This window comes from Amycolatopsis sp. NBC_01307 (assembly GCF_035975215.1).
GTDB lineage: Bacteria > Actinomycetota > Actinomycetes > Mycobacteriales > Pseudonocardiaceae > Amycolatopsis.
The window spans coordinates 10,712,870-10,737,837 of record NZ_CP108403.1 but is presented as its reverse complement, the minus strand read 5'-3'; the positions used below and the strand labels follow the sequence as shown (position 1 = coordinate 10,737,837).

Here is a 24,968-nt window from a genome sequence, read left to right as displayed (position 1 = left end):
TCACCCGCCGTCGATCTGCTCCTGGATCCAGCCGGCGACGACGTCGACCCGCGCGATGACCTCGAGCCCGGGCTGGGGGCACGCCGGGCCGTCGTTGACGATGGCCACGAGGGTGCCGGTGCGGTCGTCGTCGGAGGTGAAGAACGGGCCGCCCGAGTCGTCCTTGCACGGGCTGTTCTCGACGGTCCGCGTCACGACCGGCGCGGCTTCGAGGGTGGTCTGCCGGATCTTCGCGACGGTGAACTGACCGCGCTTGAGGTGGTCCGAGGGCGCGACGACGGTGGCCGACACCGAACCCCAGCCGATGAACCGCAGTGGCTGCCCCTTCGACGGCGGCTCGGTCGCCAGCTTCAGCGGGGTGATGCCGGTGATGGGCGCGCTGAGCTTCACCACGGCGAGGTCGTTGACCGCGGACTGCCGGACGTCGACGACCTGCGCCGACTCGCCGCCGGTGTCGCTGTCCTTGAGCTTCCCGAGCGTCACGGTCATGTCGTAGCGCGGCTTGCCCCCGACCCGGACGTCGTTGACGTCGTGGAAGCAGTGCCCGGCGGTCACGACCCATCGGGCGTCGATGAGCGAGCCGCTGCAGGCACCGCTGCGGACACCGCCGCCGGGGACCGGAATGTCCGTGGAAGTCAGCTTCGCGTTGAACGGCAGGATGGGATCCGGTACCGGACGACTGAGCACCGGAGTCGTCGGACTACTCCCGGTAGTGCTGCTTTCGGTCACCGCGGTGTGACGCGGAGCGTCGGCGCTCGCGATCAGCGACGCGCCGAAAGTGGTGTAAGCGCAGGCCAGCCCGGCTCCCACGACAGCCGCGACAGCGGCAGCCCCCAGCCTCGGCCCGCGGCGGCCGCGCGATTTCTTCCTCACTCTTATGAGTACGTACGCCAGGCCGAGATGGTTGCGTGATCTAGTCCACGAGCAAGTCGTCGGGCGTGCCGGACGCCAGCTCGGCGAGGACTTTCAGGGCCGCGTCGAGCGTTTCGGGAGGCGGCGCCGACACCGCGATCCGCACCGCGTTCGGCGCGTGACCCGGCAGCACCGCGAACGCCGACGCCGGGGACAACGCGATCCCGCGCCGCGCCGCCGCCGCGACGAACGTCTCCGCGCGCCACTGCTCGGGCAGCACCCACCAGCGGTGGTATGACGCCGGGTCGCCGTGGACGTCGAACCCGGCCAGCCGCTCCGCCAGCACCGCGGCCCGCGAAGCGGCGTCCGCACGCTTCGCCGTCTCCACCTCCGCCAAGGTGCCCGTCGTGATCCACTGCGTCGCCGCCTCGACCGCGAACCGCGGCGCCGCCCAGCCGCCCGAGCGGACCGCCGATGCCAGCCGGGCCGTCCACGCCGGCGGCGGCACCAGGAACCCCGCTGTCAGCCCCGGCGCGACGCGCTTGGACAGGCTGTCCACGAACACCGTCCGCTCCGGCGCGAACGCGGCGAACGGGCGGACGTCGGCGCGCAGGAACGTGTAGATGCCGTCCTCGATCACCGGCAGGTCCAGCCGCGTCACGACCTCGGCGAGAGCCGCGCGGCGGGCCGCGGGCATCGTCGTGCCGAGCGGGTTGTGCAGCGTCGGCTGGACGTACAGCGCCCGCACCGGCCCGGCCGCCAGCAGCGCCGCGGGCACCAGGCCGTCGTCGTCCGTCTCGATCGGCACCAGCTCCACGCCGAGCCGCGCGGCGACGCCCTTCACCACCGGATACGTCAGCGACTCGACCGCGAGCCGCTCCCCCACCGGCACGAACGCGGCGATCGCCGCCGCGATGGCCTGGCGGCCGTTGCCGGTGAACAGCAGCGTCGCCGGGTCCGGGCGCCAGTCGCCGCGGGTGAGCAGCGCGGCCGCGGCGTCGCGCGCGACCGGGGTGCCCGCGGCGCCGATCGGGTGCAGGGCCGCGGTCAGGACGTCCTGGCGCAGCAACGGTTCCAGCGCGCGGGCGAGGCTCGCGGACTGGCCCGGCAGCACGGCGAAGTTGAGCTCGAGGTCGACGCGGGCGTCGCCGGGCTCGGCGAGCGCGGGTTCCGCCGGTGGCTTCGCGGCCCGGATGAACGTGCCGCGGCCGACCTCGCCGACGGCCAGGCCGCGCCGGACCAGCTCGCCGTAGACGCGGGCGGCCGTGGAGTTCGCGATGCCGCGCTCCCGCGCGAAGCGGCGCTGCGGCGGGAGCCGGTCGCCGGGGCGCAGGCGGCCGGCTTCGACGTCGGCGGCGAGGGTGTCCGCGACGACGCGGTAGTCGTCCATGTCCACCTTCCTCCCCGGCCGTCCCAGCCATGATCCCACCGGCGCGGATCCCGCTAGGTTGGGTCCCATGAGCGACAACACCTGGGCCGCGGTCGACGACTACTTCGCCGCCGCCGTGCTGAGCCCCGATCCGGTGCTCGACGCCGCGCTGGCCGATTCCGCGGCCGCCGGCCTGCCGTCGATCGCCGTCGCCCCGAACCAGGGCAAGCTGCTGAACCTGCTGGCCCGCCTCGCCGGCGCGCGGTCGATCCTGGAGATCGGCACGCTCGGCGGGTACAGCACGATCTGGCTGGCCCGCGCGCTCCCGGCCGGCGGCCGGCTGGTGACCTGCGAGTACGAGCCCAAGCACGCCGACGTCGCGCGGGCGAACCTGGCGCGCGCGGGCTTCGGCGAAGAGGTCGTCGACATCCGGGTGGGCGCCGCGCTGGACACGCTGCCGACGCTCACCGGGCCGTTCGACTTCGTGTTCATCGACGCCGACAAGGCCAACCTCGACAACTACGTCCGCGAGGCCCTGGCGCTGTCGCGGCCGGGCACGACGATCGTCGTCGACAACGTCGTGCGCGGCGGCGCGGTGGTCGACGCCGGGAGCACCGACCCGAACGTCCAGGGCGTGCGGCGGATGGCCGAGCTGATCGCCGCCGAACCCCGGCTGGACGCGACCGCCGTCCAGACGGTCGGCGGCAAGAGCTACGACGGGTTCCTGCTGGCCCTGGTCAGCTGAGCCGTCACCGCCGCGGGCGGATCTCCGGCGGCGGCGCGAGCGCCACGCCCCGCTTCGCGTCGCCGAGCGGCCGGATCGGCTGCCCTTCGTGCGCCGCGGCCATGAACGCGCGCCAGATGTCGGCCGGGACGACGTCGCCGGTGAGCTTGGCGCCGGTCGCGTCCTTGAGCAGCCGGTCGTCGTCGGAGCCGATCCAGACCGCGGTCGCCAGCTGCGGCGTGTAGCCGACGGCCCAGGCGTCCTGGTTGTCCGGCGAGTTGCCGTGCTCGGCCGCGCCGAACCGCAGCGCCGCCGGGCGCCCGTCCGGCAGTGACGTGCCCAGCGTCGCGGTGACGTCCTCGGCGATGCGGCGGCTCGCGTCGCCGTCGTCGTCGAACGCGGGCCGCTCGGTGTCGGTGTGCTCCCAGACGACCGCGCCGCTCTCGTCGCGCACCTTCGCCACGAAGTGCGGGGTGGCGCGCTGCCCGTCGGCGGCGAAAGTCGCGTACGCGCCCGCCATGTCCAGCGGCCGCAACGGGTACCGGCCGATCGCGATGCCCGCGCCGATCAGGAAGCCGTCCTTCTCCCGCATGGTCGGCACGCCGTCGACGGCCTCCGGGATGCCCGCCTGCCGCGCGGCCTCGCTCAGCGCGTCCGGGCCGAGTTTCCTGGCCACGGCGATGAACGGGCCGTCGGCCTGGGACTGCATCGCGGCGACCGGCGTGCACTTCGGGCAGACGACCGGGTACTGGAAGCTCTCGCCGAGGAACTCCTGCTTCTCCGGCGACGGGAGCGGCTGGTCGAGGCCGTACCCGCCGCGCAGGGCCGCGGCGAGCGTGAACGGGTAGAACGCCGAGCCGGCCGCGTGCGGGGTGCTCGCGTAGTCGCGGACGCCCTGGTCACCGCCCTGGTAGGCGCGCACGGCGCCGGTCTTCGGGTCGACGGCGACGACGGCGCCGCGGAACTCCTTCGGCTCGCCCTTCAGCCTGTCCTGCAACGCTTTCGTCGCGGCGGCCTGCGCGGTCCGGTCCAGTGTCGTCTCGACCGTCATGTTGCCCTGCTGGAGCCGGCCGAGCGGGAAGCCGTCCTGTTCGAGCTCGGCCAGCACCTGCTGCTTGACGTGGAATCCGTCGTAGGTGACGCGGCCGGCGCGGGTTTCCGACGGTGGCTGGATCTCGGTGCCGGGGTAGGCCATGCTTTCGTCGCTCTTCACGTAACCGCGCTCGACGAGCTTGTCGTGCACGTACTGCCAGCGCCGCGCGGCGTGCGCGTCGCCGGAGGCCGCCGGGTCGTGCACCGACGGCGACTGGATCATCCCGGCCAGGAACGCGGCCTCGCTCCAGGTCATCGAGTCGTCGAGCTTCTTGCCGAAGTAGGCGTTCATCGCCGCGGCGGGCCCGAACGTGCCACGGCCGAAGGAGATGATGTTGACGTAGCTCTCGAAGATCTGTTCCTTGCTCTGTTCCTGGGTGATCTTGGTGGCCAGCACGAGCTCGGCGAACTTGCGCCCGACCGTGGCGTCGTCGTCGCCGGTGGACTTCTTGATGTACTGCTGGGTGATCCCGGACCCGCCGCCGACGCCGGTCAGGAACGCGCGGCCGATGCCGGTCGGGTCGAACCCCTGGTTGTCCCAGAAGGTCGGGTCCTCGGTGGCGATGATCGCATCGCGCAGCTTCGAGGGCACCTGCGCGTAGGGCACGAACATCCGGTCGCCGTCGGCCGGAATCACCTTGAGCAGCGGCGATCCGTCGGAGTAGTTCAGCACGACGGTCTTGTCGAGCCCGGCGAGCACCTCCTGCGGGCTGCGCACGTCGAGCACGAGGTAGGCGATCCAGAACGCGATCAGCGGCACGCCGACGAGGAGCCCGAAGCTCCAGTAACCGATCCGCCGCATCCGCCGCCATCGCCGGCGCCGCGGGGTGTCGGGCTTCGCTTCGGCGTCATCGGCACCGTCGGGTTCCGTCGTCGTCGAGGTCACGAATGGATGACGTCCGGTCGAGTGAAAAGGTTCTGTGGAGAATTAACGGAGTTGTTCGAATCCTGTCAAGACGCCTCGGCCGGGTGCTTCAGGCCAGGAAAGCGCGCAGCAGCGAGGCTGCGCGTTCGATGTGCTCCGCCATCGCCTGGCCGGCCGCGGGCGCGTGACCAGCCGAGATTGACGTGCGCTGCGCCGGTTCCGACCGGATCGGAGCATCGCGGGCGCGAGCTGGCGGCTCGCGTCAAATCCGCCGGGATCACGTCGCGCCACATCGGTTCCGGCCTGCGCCGGAACCCCATTTCGCGGGCTGACCGCGGCGCGCGTCAGGCCAGGAAAAGGCGCGCAACAGCGAAGCCGTTCCCTCGATCAGCTCTGCCATCACCTCGCGGCCGCAGGCGTGTCACCAGCCAGGATCCCCTCACGCTGCGCCGGTTCCGGCCGAAACCGAAGCAGGCGTCAGCGGGAGGTCAGCGGGAGGTCAGCGTTGCACCAGCCGAGATTGCGCCGCGTCGTTTCCGGCCTGCGGCGGAGCCCCTTGTGCCGGGCTGACCGCCGCGCTCGTCAGGCCAGGAAGGCGCGCAACAGCGAAGCCGTTCCCTCGATGTGCTCCGCCATCGCGTGGCGGGCCGCGACCGCGTCGCCGGCCAGGATTGCGTCCACTATTGCCTCGTGCTGGGCGTTCGAGTGCTCCAGGTTCGGCTGCAGCAGCGGGATCCGGTCCAGCAGCTGGTTCACCCGGGTGCGCGCGTCGGCCATCGCCGTGGTCAGTGAGCCGGATGCCGTGACCTCGGCGATCGCCAGGTGGAGGCGGGAGTCCTTGCGGCGGTAGTCGTCGAGGTCGGCGCCCGCCGCCTCGGCCAGGGTGCCCGTGAGGTGCTGGCGGTCGGCCGGGCTCAGCGAGCGGGCCGCGGCCATCTCCGCCGCGCCCGTCTCCAGCACGTAGCGCAGGCTCAGCGCGTCCTCCAGCACCACGGAGTCGACGGCGACCGCGTCGGGTGCGTGTTCCGGCGGGCCGGGGAGGGTCTCGTTCACGAACGTGCCGCCGTAGCGACCTCGACGTGACTCGACGTAACCGGCGTCGGAGAGTGCGCGGATGGCCTCGCGCAGCGTGACGCGGCTGACCCCGAGCCGCTCGGCGAGCTCACGCTCCGACGGGAGCCGCTCCCCCGCGCCGACCACGCCCAGCCGGATCGCCTGCAGCAGCCGCTCGACGGTCTCCTCGAAAGCGTTGCCCGCGCGGACCGGCCGGAACAGCGCTTCGCCGGCATTCACCACCGAGGTCGACTCCATCCCGCGAGTTTAGGCCGCGGGCCACGGTGGCCGGGTGGTTCACCCGCCGCGCGCGACCCGGGCACGCTGGGTGTCCGTCACGGTACGCCTCGCACCTTCGAAGTGGACCGAGGCTCGCGCGGCGATCACACTGTGTTCGCGGTGTGAAAAACCTGTGGAACCGAACGGGCACAGTCGGCGACGATGGGCCGCACGACACCGATGAGCGACGCAGGGGGCGAGCCGGTGCACTTTCTGATGGCCGAGGATCTGGTACACGAGCGCGAGAACGAGTTGCGCCACGGCGTGCGCAACCGTCCGCCGGGCCGGGCGACACCACGCCGCCACACCGGGACCCGGCGCCAGCAGTTCGGCTGGACCCTCGTGGAGGTCGGCCTGCGGCTGGCCACCGAGTCCGACGACGAGGCCCGCCGCAACTGACCCGTCAGCACTCGATGACGTTCACCGCCAGGCCGCCGCGGGCGGTTTCCTTGTACTTCACGCTCATGTCGGCGCCCGTCTCGCGCATCGTCTTGATCGCCTTGTCCAGCGTCACCACGTGACTGCCGTCGCCGCGCATCGCCATCCGGGCCGCGTGGATGGCCTTCGACGCGCCGACCGCGTTGCGCTCGATGCACGGGATCTGCACCAGGCCGCCGACCGGGTCGCACGTCAGGCCCAGGTGGTGCTCGACGCCGATCTCCGCCGCGTTCTCGACCTGCGCCGGGGAGCCGCCGAGCACTTCGGTGAGCCCGGCCGCCGCCATCGCGGACGCCGAGCCGACCTCGCCCTGGCAGCCGACTTCGGCGCCGGAGATCGAGCCGGTCTGCTTGAGGATCGAGCCGATCGCGGCCGCGGTGAGCATGAACGTGACGATGCCGTCGTCCGACGAGTGCCGGATGAACCGCTGGTAGTAGTGCAGGACCGCGGGGATGATCCCGGCGGCGCCGTTGGTCGGCGCGGTGACGACGCGCCCGCCCGCGGCGTTCTCCTCGTTGACCGCCAGCGCGTAGAGACTGACCCAGTCCATCGCGTACAGCGGGTCGTCCAGGCCGTCCTCGGCCAGCAGCTTCTCGTGCAGCGCACGAGCCCGGCGCGGCACCTTCAGCCCGCCCGGCAGCACGCCTTCGTGGACGCAGCCGTTGCGGACGCACTCGGCCATGACCGCCCAGATCCGCAGCAGGCCGTCCCGCACCTCTTCGCGCGAACGCCACGACAGCTCGTTCGCCATCATGATCTCGCTGATCGGCAGCCCGGTCGACGCGCAGTGCCCGAGCAGGTCCGCGCCGGTGCGGAACGGGTACGGCACCGGCGTCGCGTCCTCGACGAACACCGCGTCCGTCTCGTACGACTCATCGCGGACGAAGCCGCCGCCCACCGAGTAGTACGTCCGCTCACGCAACAGCGAGCCGGACGCGTCGAAGGCCCGGAAGATCATGCCGTTCGGGTGCGCCGGCAGGGACTTGCGGCGATGCATGGTGAGATCGGTGTCCTCGTCGAACGCGATCTCGTGCGTGCCGCCCACCTTCAGCCGGCCGGACTCGCGGATCTCCGCGACGCGCACCGGCACGGTGTCGGTGTCGATGGCCTCGGGACGCTCACCCGAAAGCCCGAGCAGGACGGCTTTGTCGCTGCCGTGGCCGAAGCCGGTCGCGCCGAGCGAGCCGAACAGCTCGGCCTGCACGCGCGCGGTCCGGCCGAGGTCGTCGCCGAGACCGTCCACAAAGGTCAGTGCCGCGCGCATCGGGCCGACGGTGTGGGAGCTCGACGGCCCGATACCGATGGAAAACAGGTCGAAGACGCTGATCGCCATTGATCCGCCTCTCCTATCTCGCCAGCAGGGAGCTGGCTTCTTGCGCGGCCGGCCCCTGGTCGGTGAGGTGCCGCAGGTTCTCCGGCAGCTCCTCACCACGGTGGGCCTTGGTCTGGGCGTAGAGCCGTCCCGCGCGGTACGACGACCGCACCAGCGGACCCGCCATGACGCCCGCGAAGCCCATCGCCTCGGCGGCGTTCGAGTGCTCCACGAACTCCTCCGGCTTCACCCACCGGTCCACCGGGTGGTGCCGCGGGGAGGGGCGCAGGTACTGCGTGATCGTCAGGATCTCGCACCCGGCGTCGACCAGGTCCTGCATCGCCGGCGCGACCTCGTCCGGGGTCTCCCCCATGCCGAGGATCAGGTTCGACTTCGTGACGAGCCCGAACTCACGCGCCTTGGTGATGACCTCCAGCGAGCGCGCGTACCGGAAGCCGGGACGGATCCGCTTGAAGATCCGCGGAACCGTCTCCACGTTGTGCGCCAACACTTCCGGCCGCGAGCCGAACACCTCGGCCAGCTGCTCCGGGTCCGCGTTGAAGTCCGGGATCAGCAGTTCGACACCGGTACCCGGGTTCAGCGAGTGGATCTGACGGACGGTCTCGGCGTACAGCCACGCCCCACCATCGGCGAGGTCGTCACGAGCCACGCCGGTGATCGTCGAGTACCGCAGCCCCATGGCCTGGACGGACTCCGCGACCTTCCGCGGCTCGGTGCGGTCCAGCTCCGCGGGCTTACCCGTGTCGATCTGGCAGAAATCGCACCGGCGGGTGCATTGGTCGCCGCCGATGAGGAACGTGGCTTCGCGGTCTTCCCAGCACTCGTAGATGTTGGGACAGCCCGCTTCTTCGCAGACGGTGTGCAGACCTTCGCGGCGCACGAGGCCCTTGAGTTCGGTGAACTCCGGGCCCATCCGCACTCGCGTCTTGATCCACGGCGGCTTCTTCTCGATCGGCGTTTCGCTGTTGCGGACTTCGAGACGCAGCAGCTTCCGGCCCTCGGGCAGAGCGCTCACCGGGACAGGTCCGCGTACAGCGGGTGCTTCTTGGCCAGGGTCTCGACGCGGTCGCGCAGCTTCGCGCGGAGGGCGTCGTCGAAGTCGGGCTTGAGGGCCTCGGCGATGACGTCGGCGACCTCGGTGAAATCGTCGGCCTGGAAGCCGCGGGTGGCCAGCGCCGGGGTGCCGATCCGCAGGCCGGAGGTGATCATCGGCGGGCGCGGGTCGAACGGCACGGCGTTGCGGTTGACCGTGATGCCGACCTCGTGCAGCCGGTCCTCGGCCTGCTGACCGTCCAGAGTGGACTGGACGAGGTCGACGAGCACCAGGTGGACGTCGGTGCCGCCGGTCAGCACACGCACGCCGGCCGAAGCGCAGTCCTCCTGCGACAGCCGCGACGCCAGGATGCGGGAGCCGTCGAGGGTGCGCTGCTGGCGCTCCTTGAACTCCTCGCTCGCGGCGATCTTCAGCGCGACGGCTTTGGCCGCGATGACGTGCTCGAGCGGCCCGCCCTGCTGGCCGGGGAACACCGCCGAGTTGATCTTCTTCGCCAGCTCCTGGCGGCACAGGATCAAGCCGCCGCGCGGGCCGCCGAGGGTCTTGTGCGTGGTCGTGGTGACGATGTCGGCGTGCGGCACCGGCGACGGGTGCAGGCCGGTCGCGACCAGCCCGGCGAAGTGCGCCATGTCCACCATCAGCTTCGCCTCCACCAGGTCCGCGATGCGGCGGAACTCGGCGAAGTCGAGCTGACGCGGGTACGCCGACCAGCCGGCGATGATCAGCTTCGGCTTGTGCTCGACGGCGAGGCGCTCGATCTCGGCCAGGTCGACGATGCCGGTCTCTTTGTCGACGTGGTAGGCGACGACGTTGTAGAGCTTGCCCGAGAAGTTGATCTTCATCCCGTGCGTCAGGTGGCCGCCGTGCGCCAGGTCGAGGCCGAGGATGGTGTCGCCGGGCTTGAGCACGGCGAACATCGCGGCGGCGTTGGCCTGCGCGCCCGAGTGCGGCTGCACGTTGGCGTGCTCCGCGCCGAACAGCGCCTTCGCGCGGTCGATCGCGAGCTGCTCGACGACGTCGACGTGCTCGCAGCCGCCGTAGTAGCGGCGGCCGGGGTAGCCCTCGGCGTACTTGTTGGTCAGCACCGAACCCTGCGCCTCGAGCACGCCCACCGGGGCGAAGTTCTCGGAGGCGATCATCTCCAGGGTCGACTGCTGGCGGGTCAGCTCGTCGGCGACGGCCGCCGCGACCTCGGGGTCGACGTCGGCGAGGTGGGCGTCGAAGGTCGTCATCAGCTCTCCTGGGTGAGTGCGGCGTAGGCGGCGGCGTCGAGCAGCTCGGGGACGTCACCGGAGAGACGCACCTTGAGCAGCCACCCTTCGGCGTACGGGTCCGAGTTGATCACCTCGGGGGTGTCCGACGTGGTGCCGTTGACCTCGACGACCTCGCCGGAGACCGGCGCGTACAGCTCGCTGACGGACTTGGTCGACTCGACCTCGCCGAACACCTCGCCGGAGGTGATGGTGGCGCCGACGTCGGGCAGCTGGACGAACACGATGTCGCCGAGCGACTCGGCGGCGAAGGCGGTGATGCCCACGGTGGCGACGTCACCTTCGACGTTCAGCCACTCGTGTTCCTTGGTGTACTTCAGGTTCTCGGGGATGCTCACGGTGGAAGAGTCCTTTACGCGCGGGAGTAGAAGGGCAGGGCGACGACCTCGACGGGCTCGATCCTGCCCCGGATGTCGACGGAAAGTTCGGTGCCGGGCTCGGTGTACGCCCGATCGACGTACGCCATGGCGATCGGGTGACCCAGCGTGGGCGACAGCGCCCCGCTGGTGACCTCGCCGATCACAGTGCTGTCCACGCCATCGGCCAGCAGCTTGTAGCCGTGCCGCGGAGCGCGCCGCCCCTGGCCCTTGAGCCCGACGCGCACGCGCGGGACGTCGGCCTTGGACCGCTCTTCCAGCGCCGCGCGGCCGACGAAGTCACCCGGCTTCTCGAACTTGACCACGCGCCCGAGCCCGGCTTCGAACGGGCTCTGGCCGAGGGTGAGTTCGTTGCCGTACAACGGCATCCCGGCTTCGAGCCGCAGCGTGTCGCGGCAGGCCAGCCCGGCCGGGACGAGCCCGTGACCCTCGCCGGCCTCGGACAGGATGCGCCAGACGGCCGGGGCCTCGTCGGCCGGGACGAACAGCTCGAAGCCGTCTTCACCGGTGTAGCCGGTGCGGGCGAGCAGGACCTCGTGGCCCTTCACGACCGCCGGCACGCTGGCGTAGTACTTGAGCGCGTCGAGGTCGGCGTCGGTGACCGTGCCGAGGATCTTGACGGCGTTCGGGCCCTGGACGGCGATCAGCGCGGTCGTCTCGGACCGGTCGTCGACGACGGCGTCGAAGCCCGCGACCCGCTCGGCGAGCGCGTCGGCGACGACCTTCGCGTTGCCGGCGTTGGCGACGACCAGGTAGTGCTCGTCGGCCAGCCGGTAGACGACCAGGTCGTCGAGCACGCCGCCGCCGGCGTCGCAGATCATCGTGTAGCGCGCCCGGCCCGGCTTGACGCCGGTGAGGTTGCCGACCAGCGCGAAGTCCAGGACGTCGGCGGCCTGCGGGCCGGTGACGTGGATTTCGGCCATGTGCGAGAGGTCGAACAGCCCGGCCGCCTCGCGGACGGCCTTGTGCTCGGCCAGCTCGCTGGCGTAGCGGACCGGCATGGACCAGCCGGCGAAGTCGGTGAACAGCGCACCGAGTCCCTTGTGGACTCCGTGCAGGGACGTTTCGCGAGACATGTTCGCCTTCCGTGGGTGGGGTCGTGAGTGCGTAACAGTGTTAGAACACTGTTACGCACTCACGACCCGTACTCGCTGAGGGGCGGGCAGGAGCAGACCAGGTTGCGGTCACCGCGGGCGCCGTCGATGCGGCGGACCGGCGGCCAGTACTTGTTCTTGCGCGACACGCCCGCCGGGAACACGGCCAGCTCGCGGTCGTAGGCCTTGTCCCACTCGCCGACCAGCGTCTCGGCGGTGTGCGGCGCACCGCGCAGCGGCGACGACTCCGCCGTCCAGGTGCCCTTGGCGACCTCGTCGATCTCGCCGCGGATGGCGATCATCGCGGCGATGAACCGGTCGATCTCGCCCAGGTCCTCGGACTCGGTCGGCTCGACCATCAGCGTGCCGGCGACCGGGAACGACATGGTCGGCGCGTGGAAGCCGTAGTCGATGAGCCGCTTCGCGACGTCGTCGACCGTCACGCCGGTCTCCTTGGTGATCTGGCGCAGGTCGAGGATGCACTCGTGCGCGACCAGGCCGTCCTGGCCCGTGTAGAGCACCGGGTAGTGCGGGGCGAGGCGCGAGGCGACGTAGTTCGCGGCCAGCACGGCGACCTTCGTCGCGGCGGTCAGGCCGGGCGCGCCCATCATCCGGACGTAGGCCCAGGAGATCGGCAGGATCGACGCCGAGCCGTAGGGCGCGCCGCTGATCGGGCCGACGCCGGTCGCCGGGCCGGCCGCCTCCAGCAGCGGGTGGTTGGGCAGGAACGGCGCGAGGTGCGCGCGCACCGCGACCGGGCCGACGCCGGGGCCGCCGCCGCCGTGCGGGATGCAGAAGGTCTTGTGCAGGTTCAGGTGCGAGACGTCGCCGCCGAACTCGCCCGGCTTGGCCAGGCCCAGCAGGGCGTTGAGGTTCGCGCCGTCGACGTACACCTGGCCGCCGCCGTCGTGCACGATCTTGGCCAGCTCGTCGATCGAGTGCTCGTACACGCCGTGCGTCGACGGGTAGGTGACCATGATCGCGGCGAGCGTGTCCCGGTGCGTGTCCACTTTGGACCGCAGGTCGGCCAGGTCGACGTTGCCCTCGTCGGTGCACTTGACGACGACCACGCGCATCCCGGCGAGCACCGCGGACGCGGCGTTGGTGCCGTGCGCGGACGACGGGATCAGGCAGACGTCGCGGGCGTCGTCGCCGTTGGCGCGGTGGTAGGCGCGGATCGCGAGGAGCCCGGCCAGCTCGCCCTGGCTGCCCGCGTTCGGCTGCAGCGACACCTGGTCGTAGCCGGTGACCTCGGCCAGCCACTCGGCCAGCTGCGCGACGAGGACGTGGTAGCCCTCGGCGTCCTCGGCCGGCGCGAACGGGTGGATGCCGGCGAACTCGCGCCAGCTGATCGGCTCCATCTCGGTGGTGGCGTTGAGCTTCATCGTGCAGGAGCCGAGCGGGATCATGCCGCGGTCGAGCGCGTAGTCCTGGTCGGACAGCCGGCGCAGGTAGCGCAGCATCGCCGTCTCGGAGCGGTGGCTGCCGAAGACCTCGTGGCCCATGAAGCCGCTCTCGCGGGCGAGGCCGTTCGGCAGCGCGACGCCGTCCCGCGCGTCCTCTTCGACGCCGAAGGCCTTGAGGACCTTGGCGGTGATCGCGGGGGTGCTGACCTCGTCGAAGGCGACGCGGACGTGGTCGGCGTCGACGTGGCCGAGGTTGACGCCGGCCGCGCGGGCGGCGACGTGGACGTCGGCCGCCTGACCCGGGACGTGCGCGACGACGGTGTCGAAGAAGGACTCGTGCACGACCTCGACGCCGGTCTTGCGCAGCGCGTCGGCGAAGCCCGCGGCCAGGCCGTGGACGCGCTGGGCGATCCGCTTGAGGCCGTCCGGGCCGTGGTAGACCGCGTACATCGCGGCCAGCACGGCCGGGAGGACCTGCGCGGTGCAGATGTTGGACGTCGCCTTCTCGCGGCGGATGTGCTGCTCACGCGTCTGCAGCGCGAGGCGGTAGGCCGGGTTGCCGTCGGCGTCGACCGAGACGCCGACCAGGCGCCCGGGCAGCGAGCGCTCGAGCCCGGCGCGGACCGACATGAACCCGGCGTGCGGGCCGCCGTAGCCGAGCGGGACGCCGAAGCGCTGCGTCGACCCGGCGGCGACGTCGGCGCCGAACTCGCCGGGCGAGGTGATGAGCGTCAGCGAGAGGAGGTCGGCGGCGACGGTGAACAGCGCGCCCGCGGCCTTCGCCGACTCGGAGATCGCGTGGTAGAAACCGCGGCCGCGCAGCACGCCGGACGCGCCGGGGTACTGGACGACGACGCCGAAGAAGTCCTCGGGCAGCCCGGTGAGCAGGTCGCGGACCTCGACCTCGATGCCCAGCGCCTCGACGCGGGTCCGCACGACGGCGATGGTCTGCGGCAGGCACTCGGCGTCGAGGACGACCTTGTTCGACTTCGACTTGGACGCGCGGCGCATCAGCGTGACGGCCTCGGCGACGGCGGTCGACTCGTCGAGCAGGGACGCGTTCGCGGTGGCCAGCCCGGTCAGGTCGGCGACCATCGTCTGGAAGTTGAGCAGCGCTTCGAGGCGGCCCTGCGAGATTTCCGGCTGGTACGGCGTGTAGGCCGTGTACCAGGCGGGGTTCTCGAGGACGTTGCGCCGGATCACGCCGGGGGTGACGGTGTCGGAGTAGCCGAGCCCGATCATCTGCGTCATCGGCCGGTTACGCGCGGCGAGCGCGCGCAGCTCCGCGGTGGCGTCCTCTTCGGACGCGGCGGGCGGCAGGACCAGGTCGCGAGTGACGCGGATCGCACTCGGCACGGCCGTTTCGAGCAGCGCGTCGAGGGATCCGTAGCCGCACTCGGCGAGCATCTTGGCGCGTTCGGCCTCGGAGGGGCCGATGTGGCGGGCGTCGAACTGCGTAGAGGTGATCGGGAGCTCCTCGGGCCGGGCACCGGACACAACGGTGCGCTGGGAACTCCCCCTCTGTCATGGCACCTGAGAGTTTCACCGTGTCAGACACGGCTTTCACCTTGGGTGAGGCGCGGGTGCGCCTGCTTTCCAGAGTGGCCTCGCACGAAGCGGTAGCAGGTACCTGAGAGATTCCGGGGAGTTTGCTCCTTCGGTGCCCCACTGACTTCGTGAGGGCTCTCCCGCCTCGGCTCGACGGCCCGATCTGCAGTTATGGCGGCTACCGTACCTGCCGGGTTCAACCCCCGTCTACTTCACCCGGCCAACACCACACCGGCCCTCGAGCCCGCCTCGACCGCCCCTGGCCCGAACGGGATCAGCGGCCGGCGACCCGGCGGGTGACCGCGCTAGCCAGCGCCGGTGGGCGGCGGACCCGGCCCGAGGGCAGCACCAGCCGTTTCAACGGCCCGCCCAGCGGGACCGGTGGTAGGCCCGCGCCCAGCAGGACGTGCTCCACCACCTGCTCCGCGAGCCACGCCACCGAGTCGTTGAGCCGGTCCAGGGACGGCCGGTCGCCGTCGAAGACGTCCGTGTCGTCCAGGACCACCTCGAAGTACTCCCCCGGCAGCCGGGCGACCACCGCGTCGACGGCCGTCTCGATCGCGCGGGCGCCTTCCGCCGGGTCGGCGAACCCCGCCTCGAGCAGCGGCTCGCGGTAGATCCGGGCGGCGCGGGCGCGCATCCGCGGGCCGTAGCGGACCACGACCGGGAGCCGTCCGGTCAGGTCCGGCACCTCGAGGCCGTGCAGCAGCATGATCGGCGGCACCGCGTGCACCAGCCGCGGCGCCGGCTCGGCCAGCTCGCGCGCGGTGATCCGGAGCCGGCCGGCCATCGCGTCCGGGAGGCCGAAGTAGCGGAAGTCGACGTTGCCGAACCCGAGGCCGTCCGCGACCAGCGACGCGAGCAGCTCGCCGTAACCCCAGATCGGCGACAGCACCACGACCGGCGGCGCCGTCACGAACGGCGGCGACGGTGACGGCGGGCGGGACGCCTCCTGCTCGGGCACCTGGATCACCAGCCGCGGCGGGTCGTCCCAGTCGTGCGGCTCGGCGACCCGCCAGTACAGCCCGAGCGGCTGCCAGAGCCCGCCGAGGATCTCGCGTTCGATGATCCGGCGCGCTTCGGCGTCGGAATGCGGGAAGTCGCGGGGCGGCACGATCCCGACGTAGTGGTGGTAGGTGACGCGGATCTCGTCGCCGCGGGTGGCCGAGCGAATCCGCATCTCCCAGTCGATCGGCGACGCGGCGATCGCGTTCGCCACCTGCGTGCCGGGCGAGGAGTAGACGAGCGCGGTGGCCTGCCGCAGGAAGTCCCCGGCCCGCTCGATGCCTTCCCGCAGCGACTTCGCGGCCTGCGCGACGTGCACCGGCGTGGCCAGCGACTCGGGCAGCACACCGGCGACGCGGAGCAGCTCGGCCTCGCCGAGCCCGGTGACCTCGGCGAGCTGCGCCCAGTGGTCGAAGACGGTCACCTTCGGCGCGTGCCGGTGCTCGACCCAGCTGCGCAGGGTGGACGTCGGCACGCCGATCCGCCGCGCGGCCTCGTCGAAGGAGAGCCCCCGCGCCCGGATCCCGGCCCGGACCGCTTCCGCCCACTCGTCGGCGCGCCAGTGCGTCACCTCACAAAGCTAACGAAACCCGCTAGCTTTGCGCAGGGACAAACCGCCCGCACCACGTCGACGCTGGTGAGCATGACCACCACCGTCCTCGCCCTGACCCTGATCGTCGGCGTGCTCACCTTCGCCGCCGGGGCGTTCCTCGCCGCCGAAACCGCGGTCCGCGTGCTTCGCCGCCGGGAAGCGCGAGTCGCCGCCGAGCGGAAGTCGCTCAACGCCGCGTGGAAGTACCTGCGGGAGGTGTACGGCCTCAAGAAGGCGTGGTTCCCCGGCGAGAAACCCGCCGGGAACCGCAAGCGCCGTTAGATCGGGGTGACGTACGCGCCGGAGATGCCGCCGTCCACCAGGAACTGCGACGCCGTGATGAAGCTGGCGTCGTCGCTGGCCAGGAACGCGACGGCCGCCGCGATCTCGTCGGGCTCGGCGAACCGGCCGACCGGGACGTGGACCAGGCGCCGCGCCGCGCGTTCCGGGTCCTTCGCGAACAGCTCCTTGAGCAGCGGCGTGTTCACCGGCCCCGGGCACAGCGCGTTGACGCGGATGTTCTCCCGCGCGAACTGCACGCCGAGCTCGCGGCTCATGGCGAGCACGCCGCCCTTCGACGCGGTGTAGGAGATCTGCGACGTCGCCGCGCCCATCACCGCCACGAACGACGCCGTGTTGACGATCGAGCCCTTGCCCTGGCGCTGCATGTAGGGCAGGACCGCCTTGCAGCACAGGTAGACCGACGTCAGGTTGACGCGCTGGACCCGCTCCCAGGCCTCGATCCCGGTGGTCAGGATCGAGTCGTCCTCGGGCGGCGAGATACCGGCGTTGTTGAACGCGACGTCGATCGAGCCGAACTGCTCGGCCGTGGTCCGGTAGAGGGCTTCCACCTGCTCGGCGTCGGTGACGTCGGCCTGCACGAACAGGCCGTCGACCTCGTCGGCGGCGGCTTTGCCGGATTCCGGCGTCAGGTCGGCGATGACGACCTTCGCGCCTTCGCTCGCCAGACGGCGGGCCGAGGCGAGGCCGATGCCGCTCGCGCCGCCCGTGATCACCGCGACGCGGCCTTCGAAACGCTGGACCATTACTCCTCCGTGCTGATGAAAACGTTCTTGGTCTCGGCGAACGCCGTCGGGGCGTCGGGGCCCAGCTCGCGGCCGAGGCCGGACTGCTTGAAGCCGCCGAAGGGCGTCCAGTAGCGCACCGACGAGTGCGAGTTGACCGACAGGTTGCCGGCCTCGACGGCGCGCGCCACGCGGAACGCGCGGCCGGTGTCGCGGGTCCAGATCGAGCCGGACAGGCCGTACTCGGTGGTGTTGGCCTGCCGCACCGCGTCCGCTTCGTCGGTGAACGGCACGACGGCCACGACCGGGCCGAAGACCTCGTCGGCCGCGGCCGGGTGCCGCAGGTCCGGCGGGGTCAGGACGGTCGGCGGGAACCAGAAGCCGGGCCCGGCCGGCGCGGTGCCGCGGAACGCGACGGGCGCGTCGTCCGGCACGTACGAGGCGACCTTCTCCCGGTGCGCGGCGGAGATCAGCGGCCCCATCTCGGTGTTCTCTTCGGCGGGATCGCCGACGACGACGCCGTGGACGGCGGGTTCCAGCAGCTCCATGAACCGGTCGTAGACGCTGGCCTGCACCAGGATCAGGGACCGGGCGCAGCAGTCCTGGCCGGCGTTGTCGAAGACGCCGTAGGGCGCGGTCGCCGCGGCTTTCTCCAGGTCGGCGTCGGCGAAGACGACGTTCGCGTTCTTGCCGCCCAGCTCCAGCGTCACGCGCTTCACCCGCGCCGCGCAGCCGGCCATGATCTGCTTGCCGACCTCGGTGGAGCCGGTGAAGACCACCTTGCGCACCGCCGGGTGGTCGACGAACCGTTGTCCGACAACGGACCCCTTGCCGGGCAGCACCTGGAAGACGTCTTCCGGGATGCCGGCCTCGCGCGCCAGCTCGCCGAGCCGGATCGCGGTGAGCGGGGTCAGTTCGGCGGGCTTGAGCACGACGGTGTTGCCGGCGGCGAGCGCGGGCGCGAACCCCCAGCCGGCGATCGGCATCGGGAAGTTCCACGGCACGATCACGCCGACGACGCCGAGCGGCTCGTGGAAGGTGACGTTGACCCCGCCCGGCACCGGGATCTGCTGCCCGATCAGGCGTTCCGGCGCGGCGGAGTAGTAGTTGAGCACGTCGCGGACGTTGCCCGCCTCCCAGCGCGCGTTGCCGATGGTGTGCCCGGAGTTCTCGACCTCCAGCCGCGCGAGGTGCTCGATGTCCGCCTCGACGGCGTCGGCGAAGCGGCGCAGCAGCCGCGCGCGGTCGCCGGGGGCGACGTCGCGCCAGACCGGGAACGCCGCCTGGGCGCGGACGATCGCCGCGTCGGTCTCGTCGGCGCTGGTCAGCGCGACCGACCGCACCACCTGCTCGGTGGCGGGGTTGATCACCTCGAAGCTGGTCATGCCCTCTCCTTGCTCGCCGCGACCAGGGCCTGGAACAGCCGGACGTCGTCGGTGTGCTGCTCGGGGTGCCACTGGACGCCGAGCAGGAAGTCCTCACCCGGCGCTTCGGCGGCTTCGATGGTGCCGTCGGCGGACCAGCCGACCGGGTCGAGGCCGTCACCGAGCCGGTCGATCGCCTGGTGGTGGTAGCACAGGGTCTTGGTCTCCGGCCCCAGGATCCGCGCGGCGCGGCTGCCGTCGGCCAGCGTGACGACGCCCTGGCCGAACGTCGCCGGCGCGGGCTGGTGCTCGGTGGACTCCCGCGCCTCGGGCAGGTGCTGGACCAGGGTGCCGCCGAGGGCGACGCTGATCACCTGCAGGCCACGGCACACGCCGAGCACAGGCTTCCGCGCCTTCCTGGCCGCGTCGAACAGGCCGAACTCGAACGCGTCGCGCTGCGGGCGGACGTAGGTCTTGGGGTGCTGCTCCTGGCCGTAGCGCTGCGGCTCGACGTCGGCGCCGCCGGTCAGCACCAGGCCGTCCACTGTGGACATCAGCCGATCGTACGCGTCACTCATCGGTGGCAGCAGCACCGGGATGCCGCCCGCCGCGACGACGCACTCGACGTAGACGCGGTGCAGCAGCGCGACTTCCGTGTCCCACACGAGGAACTTCGCGGGCTCGAGGTAAGTGGTCAGCCCGATGATGGGCTTAGAGGCGCTCGAAGCCACGAACCCGCTCCCAGTCGGTGACGGCGGCGTTGTACGCGTCCACCTCGATCTTCGCCGCGTTCAGGTAGTGCTCGACGACGTCCTCGCCGAAGGCCGCGCGGGCCAGCTCGCTGCCCGCGAGCGCGGCGGCGGCTTCGGGCAGGGTGGTCGGCACCGTGTCGCGGCCGGAGTTGTAGGCGTTGCCGGTGAAGGGTTCTTCCAGCTCCAGCTCGTTCTCGATGCCGTGCAGACCCGCGGCGATCAGCGCGGCGACGGCGAGGTACGGGTTGACGTCCCCGCCCGGCACGCGGTTCTCGACGCGCAGCGACTCGCCGTGCCCGACGACGCGCAGCGCGCAGGTGCGGTTGTCGGTGCCCCAGGCGATGGCCGTCGGCGCGAAGCTGCCGGGCACGAACCGCTTGTAGGAGTTGATGTTCGGCGCGAGGAAGTAGGTCAGCTCGTGCAGCGCGGCCAGCTGGCCGGCGAGGAAGTGCTCCATCAGCTTCGAGAAGCCGTGCTCACGGTCCCCGGCGAGCACCGCGCCGCCTTCGGTGGCGCGCAGGCTGATGTGGATGTGGCAGGAGTTGCCCTCACGCTCGTTGTACTTCGCCATGAAGGTGAGGCTCTTGCCCTCCTGCGCGGCGATCTCCTTGGCGCCGTTCTTGTAGACGCTGTGGTTGTCGCAGGTGGCGAGCGCGTCGGTGAAGCGGAAGGCGATCTCCTGCTGGCCGGGGTTGCACTCGCCCTTGGCGGACTCGGGGTAGAGCCCGGCGCCGGCCATGTCGTTGCGGATGCGGCGCAGCAGCGGCTCGAGGCGCGCGGTGCCGAGCATCGAGTAGTCGACGTTGTACTGGTTGGCCGGCTTGAGGCCGTGGTAACGCTTGTCCCAGGCGGCTTCGTAGGTGTCGTCGAAGACGATGAACTCGAGCTCAGTCCCGACGAAGGCGCCGAGCCCGCGCTCGGCGAGCCGCTCGAGCTGGCGGCGCAGGATCTGGCGCGGCGACACCGACACGGGCCCGCCCTGCACGCGCTCGACGTCGGCCAGCACCAGCGCGGTGCCCTCCTGCCACGGCACCAGCCGCAGGGTTTCGAAGTCGGGCCGCAGCACGAAGTCGCCGTACCCGCTGTCCCACGACGAGAGCGCGTAGCCGTCGACGGTGTTCATGTCGACGTCCACGGCGAGCAGGTAGTTGCAGGCCTCGGTGGCGTGCCCGACGACCTCGTCGAGGAAGTACTCCGCCGCGCAGCGCTTGCCCTGGAGCCTGCCCTGCATGTCCGTGATCGCGACGAGCACGGTGTCGATCGTGCCCGCCTCGACGAGCTCCCGGAGTTCGTCGAGGGTGAGCATGCCTCGCCTGCGTGCCATCAGCTACCCCAAAGGTTTGATGCGAATCCTTTGCCGGTCCTTCCTACCCTGGTGGCGCGCGACGGGTCAACCCTCGAAAAGGTATTTTCTTGACCCATTACAGTGACGTTCTCGCGGCGTGGTGGAATGTCCGGGATGCCCGGCTGAGAAGAGTCTGTGAATCCCGTCCGACCGGGAGGAATCCGGGGTACTCCCACGTTGTACGGGGCAAGAGAGGTGAGATCGATGACCACAGCATTCACGCAGAGCACGATCGGGCAACAGCAGCAGGCCCGGCCTCAGCTGCCGACCCTGCCCACGGGCTGGCCGATCGGTTCGTACGAGTCCTACGAGCAGGCACAGCGCGCGGTCGACCACCTCGCGGGCACGGACTTCCCGGTCACCGACGTCACGATCGTGGGTGTCGAACCGCTGCTCGTCGAGCGCATCGCGGGCAAGATGTCGTGGAGCAAGGTCCTGGGCAGCGCGGCGATGTCGGGCGCGATGTTCGGCCTGTTCCTCGGCCTGGTGCTGAGCCTGCTCAACCCGGGCGCCGGCCTGGTCCCGATCGCGATCGGCCTGATCGCCGGTCTGGGGTTCAACCTGCTGTTCGGCGCTCTGGGTTACGCGACGAACCGCAACAAGCGGGGGTTCATCTCGCAGAGCCAGCTGGTCGCCCGCAGGTACGACGTCCTGTCCCAGCCACGCAACGCGGAGAAGGGACGTGCGCTGCTGGCCGACCTGGCCGCCCGAAGCGCATTCGGCCACTGACGGGTTTCCTCTCGAAGGCCACTTCCCCGTCCGGGAGGTGGCCTTCGGCGTGTCCCCGCTCGGGTTGGCCTTCGGCGTTCCCTCGGCAGGTGACTTTCGGCGCGTCCCCGGGGTCGCTTCCGCGCGGAACTGTCGGTGCCCACCGGTAACGTGGGAATTCAGGGGGTGCTCGATCAGCTCACCCGGCCCCCACCTGCGCGCCGTCGTCGGCTGGTGCCGCGTTCGACCGTTCGCACCCCGTTGAACGGCCGCTGAGCGCGTCGGCGGGCTCGCGCCAACGGTGGATTCCGGCCCCCAGCGGCGCGCCCATCAGCTCCGCGGCCGCGGGTCATGCGCGCTCGCCCAGCGACTCCGGCCCCAGGCGGCGGACTCGCGCCAGACTTCCGGACCCCAGCGGCGGCACGCGCGCCAGCGGTGCGCCCATCAGCTCCATGCCCCGCGGGTCGTGCGCACTCGCCCAGCGACTTCCAGTCTCAGGCGGCGGTCTCGCACCAACGGTCACTTCCGGACCCCAGCGGCGGCACGCGCGCCAGCGGTGCGCCCATCAGCTCCGCGGTCCGCGGGTCGTGCACGCTCGCCCAGCGACTTCCAGCCCCAAACCGCGGGCACGCGCCAATGGCGACTTCCGGACGCAAACGTCACCGAACCGCCGGGGCCCGACCGCGGCCACCCGGGACTGTCGGTGCCCGCCGGTAGCGTGGAAACGGGGGCTGCTCAGGTGCCCGACGAGACCGTCGGGGTGCCGGGGGCGTCCTCCGGGTCCGGCAGGTCCGCCGGGCGGCCCGAGCGCAGCAGGTCACCCCAGCGGGAACGGTCGTGGTGCGCCGCCGGGGTCGTCGTCAGGAACTCGCGCAGGATCTCCAGGAACCGCTTCGGGTCGGAGCGGTGCGGGAAGTGCCCGGCGCCCTCGAACAGCACCAGCTTGCTGCCCGGCATCGCCTGGTGGGCGCGCAGCGCGTGGCCGCTCGGCACGACGACGTCGTCCGTGCCCCACACCAGCAGCGTCGGGATTCCCTCGGTCAGGTAGCACCGGTCGAGCATGTTGACGACCTGGCCGCGCCAGTCGACGACCGAGCGGAGCGTCCGCAGGAACGCCGTGCGGCTGCTCGGCTGGAGCAGGCGGACGTAGCGCGTCAGCACGTAGTCGAGGTCCGGGCCGAGCCCGAGGCCTTCGGAGATCCGCAGCAGCTCGGCGAACCCGCGCATCGCGGCCAGCGCCGGCTTGGTGCCCAGCAACGGCATCACCAGCCCCGCGCCGGGCGCCGCCGCCAGGCGCAGCAGCGGGTGGACGCTCGCGCCGACCCCACCCGAGCCCACCAGCATCAGCCGTTCGCAGCGCTCCGGGAACTGGTACGCGAACTGCATCGCGACACCGCCGCCGAGCGAGTGCCCGACCACCGTCACGCGGTCGATGTCCAAAGTCGTCAGCAGGTCCCGCATGCCGCACGCGTAGGCGGCGACCGAGTAGTCCGCGCGCGGCTTGGCCGACGCGCCGTGGCCGAGCAGGTCCGGCGCGATCACCGTGTAGTCGCCGGACAGCGAGGCCAGCAGGTCCAGCCAGGTCGACGAGTCGTCGCCGATGCCGTGCAGGAACAGCAGGGCCGGCCCGCGCCCGGCCATCCGGTACGCGCGCTCGTACCCGTGGACCACCCGTATCCGTGGGGCGAAGGTGTCCGCCCCGATCCCCGTGAGTGCCGGCACCCACCCAGATCACCACGCCGGCGTTCGCGGCACGTTTCGGGCAGGTTCGGATCGGGTGAACGCCAGGAGCGGCCCCGACCTCCGCTCCTGGCGTTCGTCCCCCCTACCTCGTCGGCGTCGTCGTGGATGGCGCCGTGGGCGCCGACGTCGACGAGGGAGCACTGGGTGAAGGTGGCGTCGTAGGCGACGCCGTGGGTGGCGTCGTCACCTTCGGGATCGCCGCGCTGAACGGCACGTTCGGGTCTTCGCGGCAGGCTGAGCGGTAACCGTTGTAACCGTCGAAGTTGCCCTGGTCGTCGGTGACGCCCTGCTGGATCCGCGGCCGCGGGAACCGGTTGTCCGACCCGATCTTCTCCTTGGTGCCGGACGAGCGTTCACAGGCGTAGCGGGTCAGCGTGATCGGCCGGCCCTCCTCGTCGTAGAGGTAGACCTCGGTCAGCGGCTTGCCCTCGGCGTCGAAGGCGTAGACGTTGCCGATCGACTGACCGCCGTAGGACAGCTGGTCGTTGCCGTACGGGTCGGACGACGACGGGTAGTACGACGACGCGCTCTGGTAGACGTTGCGGTTCGAGATGAGGTCGACCGCGGCACCGAACCCGCCCAGTGACCCGCCGATGACGAACGCCGACACCGGCACGGCCACCCACAGCAGCCGCCGGTCGGCCCGCACCCGCGGCCCGGCCCACACGATCGCGACGCCCGCGAGGAGCAGGAACGGCAGGAGCAGCACCGCGTCCCGGTCGCGCAGCATGAGCAGCACCCCGAAGGCGAGCAGCGCGAGGGCGCACAGCACCCACCACGCCGGCTTGAGCGAACCGAGGTAGCCCAGGAACTTCCCGCCGTCCTCCTGCTCGCGCACCTTCGTCAGCGAGCCGCGCAGCCAGGCGAGCTCCGGCAGTGCCAGCACCGGTTCGACGCCGCCACGCAGCAGCAGTACCAGGCTGATCAGGAACACCGGGGCCACCACCAGCAGGCCGGCGAGGACGTCGGGATTGACGCTGACGGCGGCGCCGAAGGCCAGCAGGGCGAGCGCCACCGCGCAGAGGATGAGCCCCCACAACGCGATCCGCGGCTTCACCCGGCTCGGTGACGCCGGCGCCGCGGTCAGCACGGTCGTCGCCCCCTCCGCGGCCGGCGGATAACCGCCGGACGCCCGCAGTTCGGCCGCGTAGCTCTCGGGCGTGCCGAGCCGTTCGATGAGGGCCTCGACGCGCGCGCCCTCCCCCAGCTCGGCTTCCAGTTCCGTCAGGTGCGGGCGGACGTCTTCGAGGATTTCTTCGATCTCGCTCGCGGGCAGGTCGGCGAGCGCGGTCCGGACCCGCGCCAGATACACCCGCACGGCGGTCGGCTTGTCGCTCATGCTGCCTCTCCCAAAAGCACGTTCATCGTCGAAGCGAAGCTGTGCCAGGTCTTGCCCGACTCCGCCAGGCGGAGCCGGCCCGGCTCGTTCAGGCTGTAGTACTTGCGGTGCGGCCCCTCTTCACTGGGCACCACGTACGAGGTGAGCAGGCCGGCCTTGTAGAGCCTGCGCAACGTCCCGTACACCGACGCGTCCCCCACCTCTTCGAGGCCCGACGCCCTGAGTCTTCGCAGGACGTCGTACCCGTAACCGTCTTCCTCGCGGAGCACCGCGAGGACAGCGAGGTCGAGCACACCCTTGAGCAGCTGACTGATCTCCACTGCACCCTCCAGTCGTACGC

General features: G+C 71.4%; 22 protein-coding genes and 1 riboswitch. Of the genes, 4 read left to right on the top strand and 18 right to left on the bottom strand.

Annotation, left to right across the window (positions count from 1 at the left end; genetic code table 11):
• The gene (locus tag OG439_RS48495; protein WP_326947051.1) at positions 1-687 is read right to left on the bottom strand and encodes a S1 family peptidase; all 687 of its coding nucleotides are present in this window, start codon (positions 685-687) and stop codon (positions 1-3) included.
• Positions 688-913: 226 nt separating this feature from the next.
• Positions 914-2,242, bottom strand: coding sequence for an aminotransferase-like domain-containing protein (locus OG439_RS48490; protein ID WP_326947050.1), 1,329 nt, complete (start codon positions 2,240-2,242; stop codon positions 914-916).
• 67 nt (positions 2,243-2,309) lie between these two features.
• Here OG439_RS48490 and OG439_RS48485 point away from each other — a divergent pair, with 67 nt between their 5' ends.
• Entirely contained in the window at positions 2,310-2,966 is a 657-nt protein-coding gene (locus tag OG439_RS48485) for an O-methyltransferase (RefSeq protein WP_326947049.1), read from the top strand.
• A 4-nt stretch (positions 2,967-2,970) separates the two neighbouring features.
• On the opposite strand, the gene OG439_RS48480 is transcribed toward OG439_RS48485, so the two are convergent.
• Together OG439_RS48480 and OG439_RS48475 are read right to left on the bottom strand one after the other, a co-directional pair.
• Positions 2,971-4,923 carry a transglycosylase domain-containing protein gene (locus tag OG439_RS48480; protein ID WP_442792270.1) on the bottom strand — a complete coding sequence of 651 codons (1,953 nt, stop codon included), beginning with the start codon at positions 4,921-4,923 and terminating at the stop codon, positions 2,971-2,973.
• Between the two features lie 561 nt (positions 4,924-5,484).
• On the bottom strand, positions 5,485-6,213 hold the full coding sequence (locus OG439_RS48475; RefSeq protein ID WP_247062196.1) for a FadR/GntR family transcriptional regulator: 729 nt from the start codon (positions 6,211-6,213) through the stop codon (positions 5,485-5,487).
• Positions 6,214-6,450: 237 nt separating this feature from the next.
• On the opposite strand from OG439_RS48475, the gene OG439_RS48470 reads away from it, so the two are divergent.
• A complete protein-coding gene (locus tag OG439_RS48470) occupies positions 6,451-6,633 on the top strand; it encodes a hypothetical protein (RefSeq protein WP_326947048.1) in 183 nt (60 codons plus the stop codon).
• Positions 6,634-6,637: 4 nt separating this feature from the next.
• Here OG439_RS48470 and OG439_RS48465 read toward each other — a convergent pair whose 3' ends face one another.
• The 7 genes from OG439_RS48465 to OG439_RS48435 all read right to left on the bottom strand — a co-directional run bounded on the left by OG439_RS48465 (position 6,638) and on the right by OG439_RS48435 (position 16,331).
• Positions 6,638-8,005, bottom strand: a complete 1,368-nt coding sequence (locus OG439_RS48465; protein WP_326947047.1) for an L-serine ammonia-lyase — start codon at positions 8,003-8,005, stop codon at positions 6,638-6,640.
• A 13-nt stretch (positions 8,006-8,018) separates the two neighbouring features.
• On the bottom strand, positions 8,019-9,020 hold the full coding sequence (lipA, locus tag OG439_RS48460) for a lipoyl synthase (RefSeq protein ID WP_326947046.1): 1,002 nt from the start codon (positions 9,018-9,020) through the stop codon (positions 8,019-8,021).
• A complete protein-coding gene (glyA, locus tag OG439_RS48455; RefSeq protein ID WP_326947045.1) occupies positions 9,017-10,291 on the bottom strand; it encodes a serine hydroxymethyltransferase in 1,275 nt (424 codons plus the stop codon). The genes lipA and glyA overlap by 4 nt, the downstream gene beginning before the upstream one ends.
• Entirely contained in the window at positions 10,291-10,668 is a 378-nt protein-coding gene (gene gcvH / locus OG439_RS48450) for a glycine cleavage system protein GcvH (RefSeq protein ID WP_247062187.1), read from the bottom strand. The genes glyA and gcvH overlap by 1 nt, the downstream gene beginning before the upstream one ends.
• A 14-nt stretch (positions 10,669-10,682) precedes the next feature.
• On the bottom strand, positions 10,683-11,783 hold the full coding sequence (gcvT, locus tag OG439_RS48445) for a glycine cleavage system aminomethyltransferase GcvT (protein ID WP_326947044.1): 1,101 nt from the start codon (positions 11,781-11,783) through the stop codon (positions 10,683-10,685).
• Between the two features lie 59 nt (positions 11,784-11,842).
• A complete protein-coding gene (gene gcvP / locus OG439_RS48440; protein WP_326951812.1) occupies positions 11,843-14,674 on the bottom strand; it encodes an aminomethyl-transferring glycine dehydrogenase in 2,832 nt (943 codons plus the stop codon).
• A gap of 140 nt (positions 14,675-14,814) precedes the next feature.
• A riboswitch (glycine riboswitch) is annotated at positions 14,815-14,908 on the bottom strand.
• A gap of 121 nt (positions 14,909-15,029) precedes the next feature.
• Complete coding sequence (locus OG439_RS48435) at positions 15,030-16,331, bottom strand: helix-turn-helix domain-containing protein (protein ID WP_326947043.1); 1,302 nt, start codon at positions 16,329-16,331, stop codon at positions 15,030-15,032.
• Positions 16,332-16,403: 72 nt separating this feature from the next.
• Between OG439_RS48435 and OG439_RS48430 the strand changes: the two genes are divergently transcribed.
• Complete coding sequence (locus OG439_RS48430) at positions 16,404-16,634, top strand: hypothetical protein (protein ID WP_326947042.1); 231 nt, start codon at positions 16,404-16,406, stop codon at positions 16,632-16,634.
• Here the strand turns inward: OG439_RS48430 and OG439_RS48425 are convergent.
• From OG439_RS48425 to OG439_RS48410, 4 genes are read right to left on the bottom strand one after another with little or no spacing between them, the layout of a single operon-like run.
• Positions 16,631-17,398: a 3-oxoacyl-ACP reductase gene (locus OG439_RS48425; protein ID WP_247062178.1), complete on the bottom strand. Its 768-nt coding sequence runs from the start codon at positions 17,396-17,398 to the stop codon at positions 16,631-16,633. The two genes, OG439_RS48430 and OG439_RS48425, sit on opposite strands and share 4 nt — an antisense overlap.
• Positions 17,398-18,762, bottom strand: a complete 1,365-nt coding sequence (locus tag OG439_RS48420; protein ID WP_326947041.1) for an aldehyde dehydrogenase family protein — start codon at positions 18,760-18,762, stop codon at positions 17,398-17,400. Before OG439_RS48420 ends, OG439_RS48425 begins: the two co-directional genes overlap by 1 nt.
• A complete protein-coding gene (locus OG439_RS48415) occupies positions 18,759-19,472 on the bottom strand; it encodes a gamma-glutamyl-gamma-aminobutyrate hydrolase family protein (protein ID WP_326947040.1) in 714 nt (237 codons plus the stop codon). The genes OG439_RS48420 and OG439_RS48415 overlap by 4 nt, the downstream gene beginning before the upstream one ends.
• Positions 19,453-20,817, bottom strand: coding sequence for a glutamine synthetase family protein (locus OG439_RS48410; RefSeq protein WP_247062172.1), 1,365 nt, complete (start codon positions 20,815-20,817; stop codon positions 19,453-19,455). The genes OG439_RS48415 and OG439_RS48410 overlap by 20 nt, the downstream gene beginning before the upstream one ends.
• 225 nt (positions 20,818-21,042) lie before the next feature.
• On the opposite strand from OG439_RS48410, the gene OG439_RS48405 reads away from it, so the two are divergent.
• The gene (locus tag OG439_RS48405) at positions 21,043-21,567 is read left to right on the top strand and encodes a general stress protein (protein WP_326947039.1); all 525 of its coding nucleotides are present in this window, start codon (positions 21,043-21,045) and stop codon (positions 21,565-21,567) included.
• Between the two features lie 714 nt (positions 21,568-22,281).
• Here the strand turns inward: OG439_RS48405 and OG439_RS48400 are convergent.
• From OG439_RS48400 to OG439_RS48390, 3 genes are all read right to left on the bottom strand, one after another.
• Entirely contained in the window at positions 22,282-23,187 is a 906-nt protein-coding gene (locus OG439_RS48400) for an alpha/beta fold hydrolase (RefSeq protein ID WP_326951810.1), read from the bottom strand.
• Between the two features lie 184 nt (positions 23,188-23,371).
• Entirely contained in the window at positions 23,372-24,628 is a 1,257-nt protein-coding gene (locus OG439_RS48395; RefSeq protein WP_326947038.1) for a DUF1700 domain-containing protein, read from the bottom strand.
• Positions 24,625-24,948, bottom strand: a complete 324-nt coding sequence (locus tag OG439_RS48390) for a PadR family transcriptional regulator (protein ID WP_323331770.1) — start codon at positions 24,946-24,948, stop codon at positions 24,625-24,627. The genes OG439_RS48395 and OG439_RS48390 overlap by 4 nt, the downstream gene beginning before the upstream one ends.
• Positions 24,949-24,968 lie beyond the last annotated feature (20 nt).

Excerpts from the sequence above, each read along its gene's own strand:
- OG439_RS48490 (WP_326947050.1), bottom strand. The coding sequence starts at position 2,242 with ATGGACGACTACCGCGTCGTCGCGGACACCCTCGCCGCCGACGTCGAA.
- OG439_RS48485 (WP_326947049.1), top strand. The coding sequence starts at position 2,310 with ATGAGCGACAACACCTGGGCCGCGGTCGACGACTACTTCGCCGCCGCC.
- OG439_RS48475 (WP_247062196.1), bottom strand. The coding sequence starts at position 6,213 with ATGGAGTCGACCTCGGTGGTGAATGCCGGCGAAGCGCTGTTCCGGCCG.
- OG439_RS48470 (WP_326947048.1), top strand. The coding sequence starts at position 6,451 with ATGGCCGAGGATCTGGTACACGAGCGCGAGAACGAGTTGCGCCACGGC.
- OG439_RS48465 (WP_326947047.1), bottom strand. The coding sequence starts at position 8,005 with ATGGCGATCAGCGTCTTCGACCTGTTTTCCATCGGTATCGGGCCGTCG.
- glyA (WP_326947045.1), bottom strand. The coding sequence starts at position 10,291 with ATGACGACCTTCGACGCCCACCTCGCCGACGTCGACCCCGAGGTCGCG.
- gcvT (WP_326947044.1), bottom strand. The coding sequence starts at position 11,783 with ATGTCTCGCGAAACGTCCCTGCACGGAGTCCACAAGGGACTCGGTGCG.
- OG439_RS48430 (WP_326947042.1), top strand. The coding sequence starts at position 16,404 with ATGACCACCACCGTCCTCGCCCTGACCCTGATCGTCGGCGTGCTCACC.
- OG439_RS48425 (WP_247062178.1), bottom strand. The coding sequence starts at position 17,398 with ATGGTCCAGCGTTTCGAAGGCCGCGTCGCGGTGATCACGGGCGGCGCG.
- OG439_RS48420 (WP_326947041.1), bottom strand. The coding sequence starts at position 18,762 with ATGACCAGCTTCGAGGTGATCAACCCCGCCACCGAGCAGGTGGTGCGG.
- OG439_RS48410 (WP_247062172.1), bottom strand. The coding sequence starts at position 20,817 with ATGGCACGCAGGCGAGGCATGCTCACCCTCGACGAACTCCGGGAGCTC.
- OG439_RS48405 (WP_326947039.1), top strand. The coding sequence starts at position 21,043 with ATGACCACAGCATTCACGCAGAGCACGATCGGGCAACAGCAGCAGGCC.
- OG439_RS48400 (WP_326951810.1), bottom strand. The coding sequence starts at position 23,187 with ATGGCCGGGCGCGGGCCGGCCCTGCTGTTCCTGCACGGCATCGGCGAC.
- OG439_RS48395 (WP_326947038.1), bottom strand. The coding sequence starts at position 24,628 with ATGAGCGACAAGCCGACCGCCGTGCGGGTGTATCTGGCGCGGGTCCGG.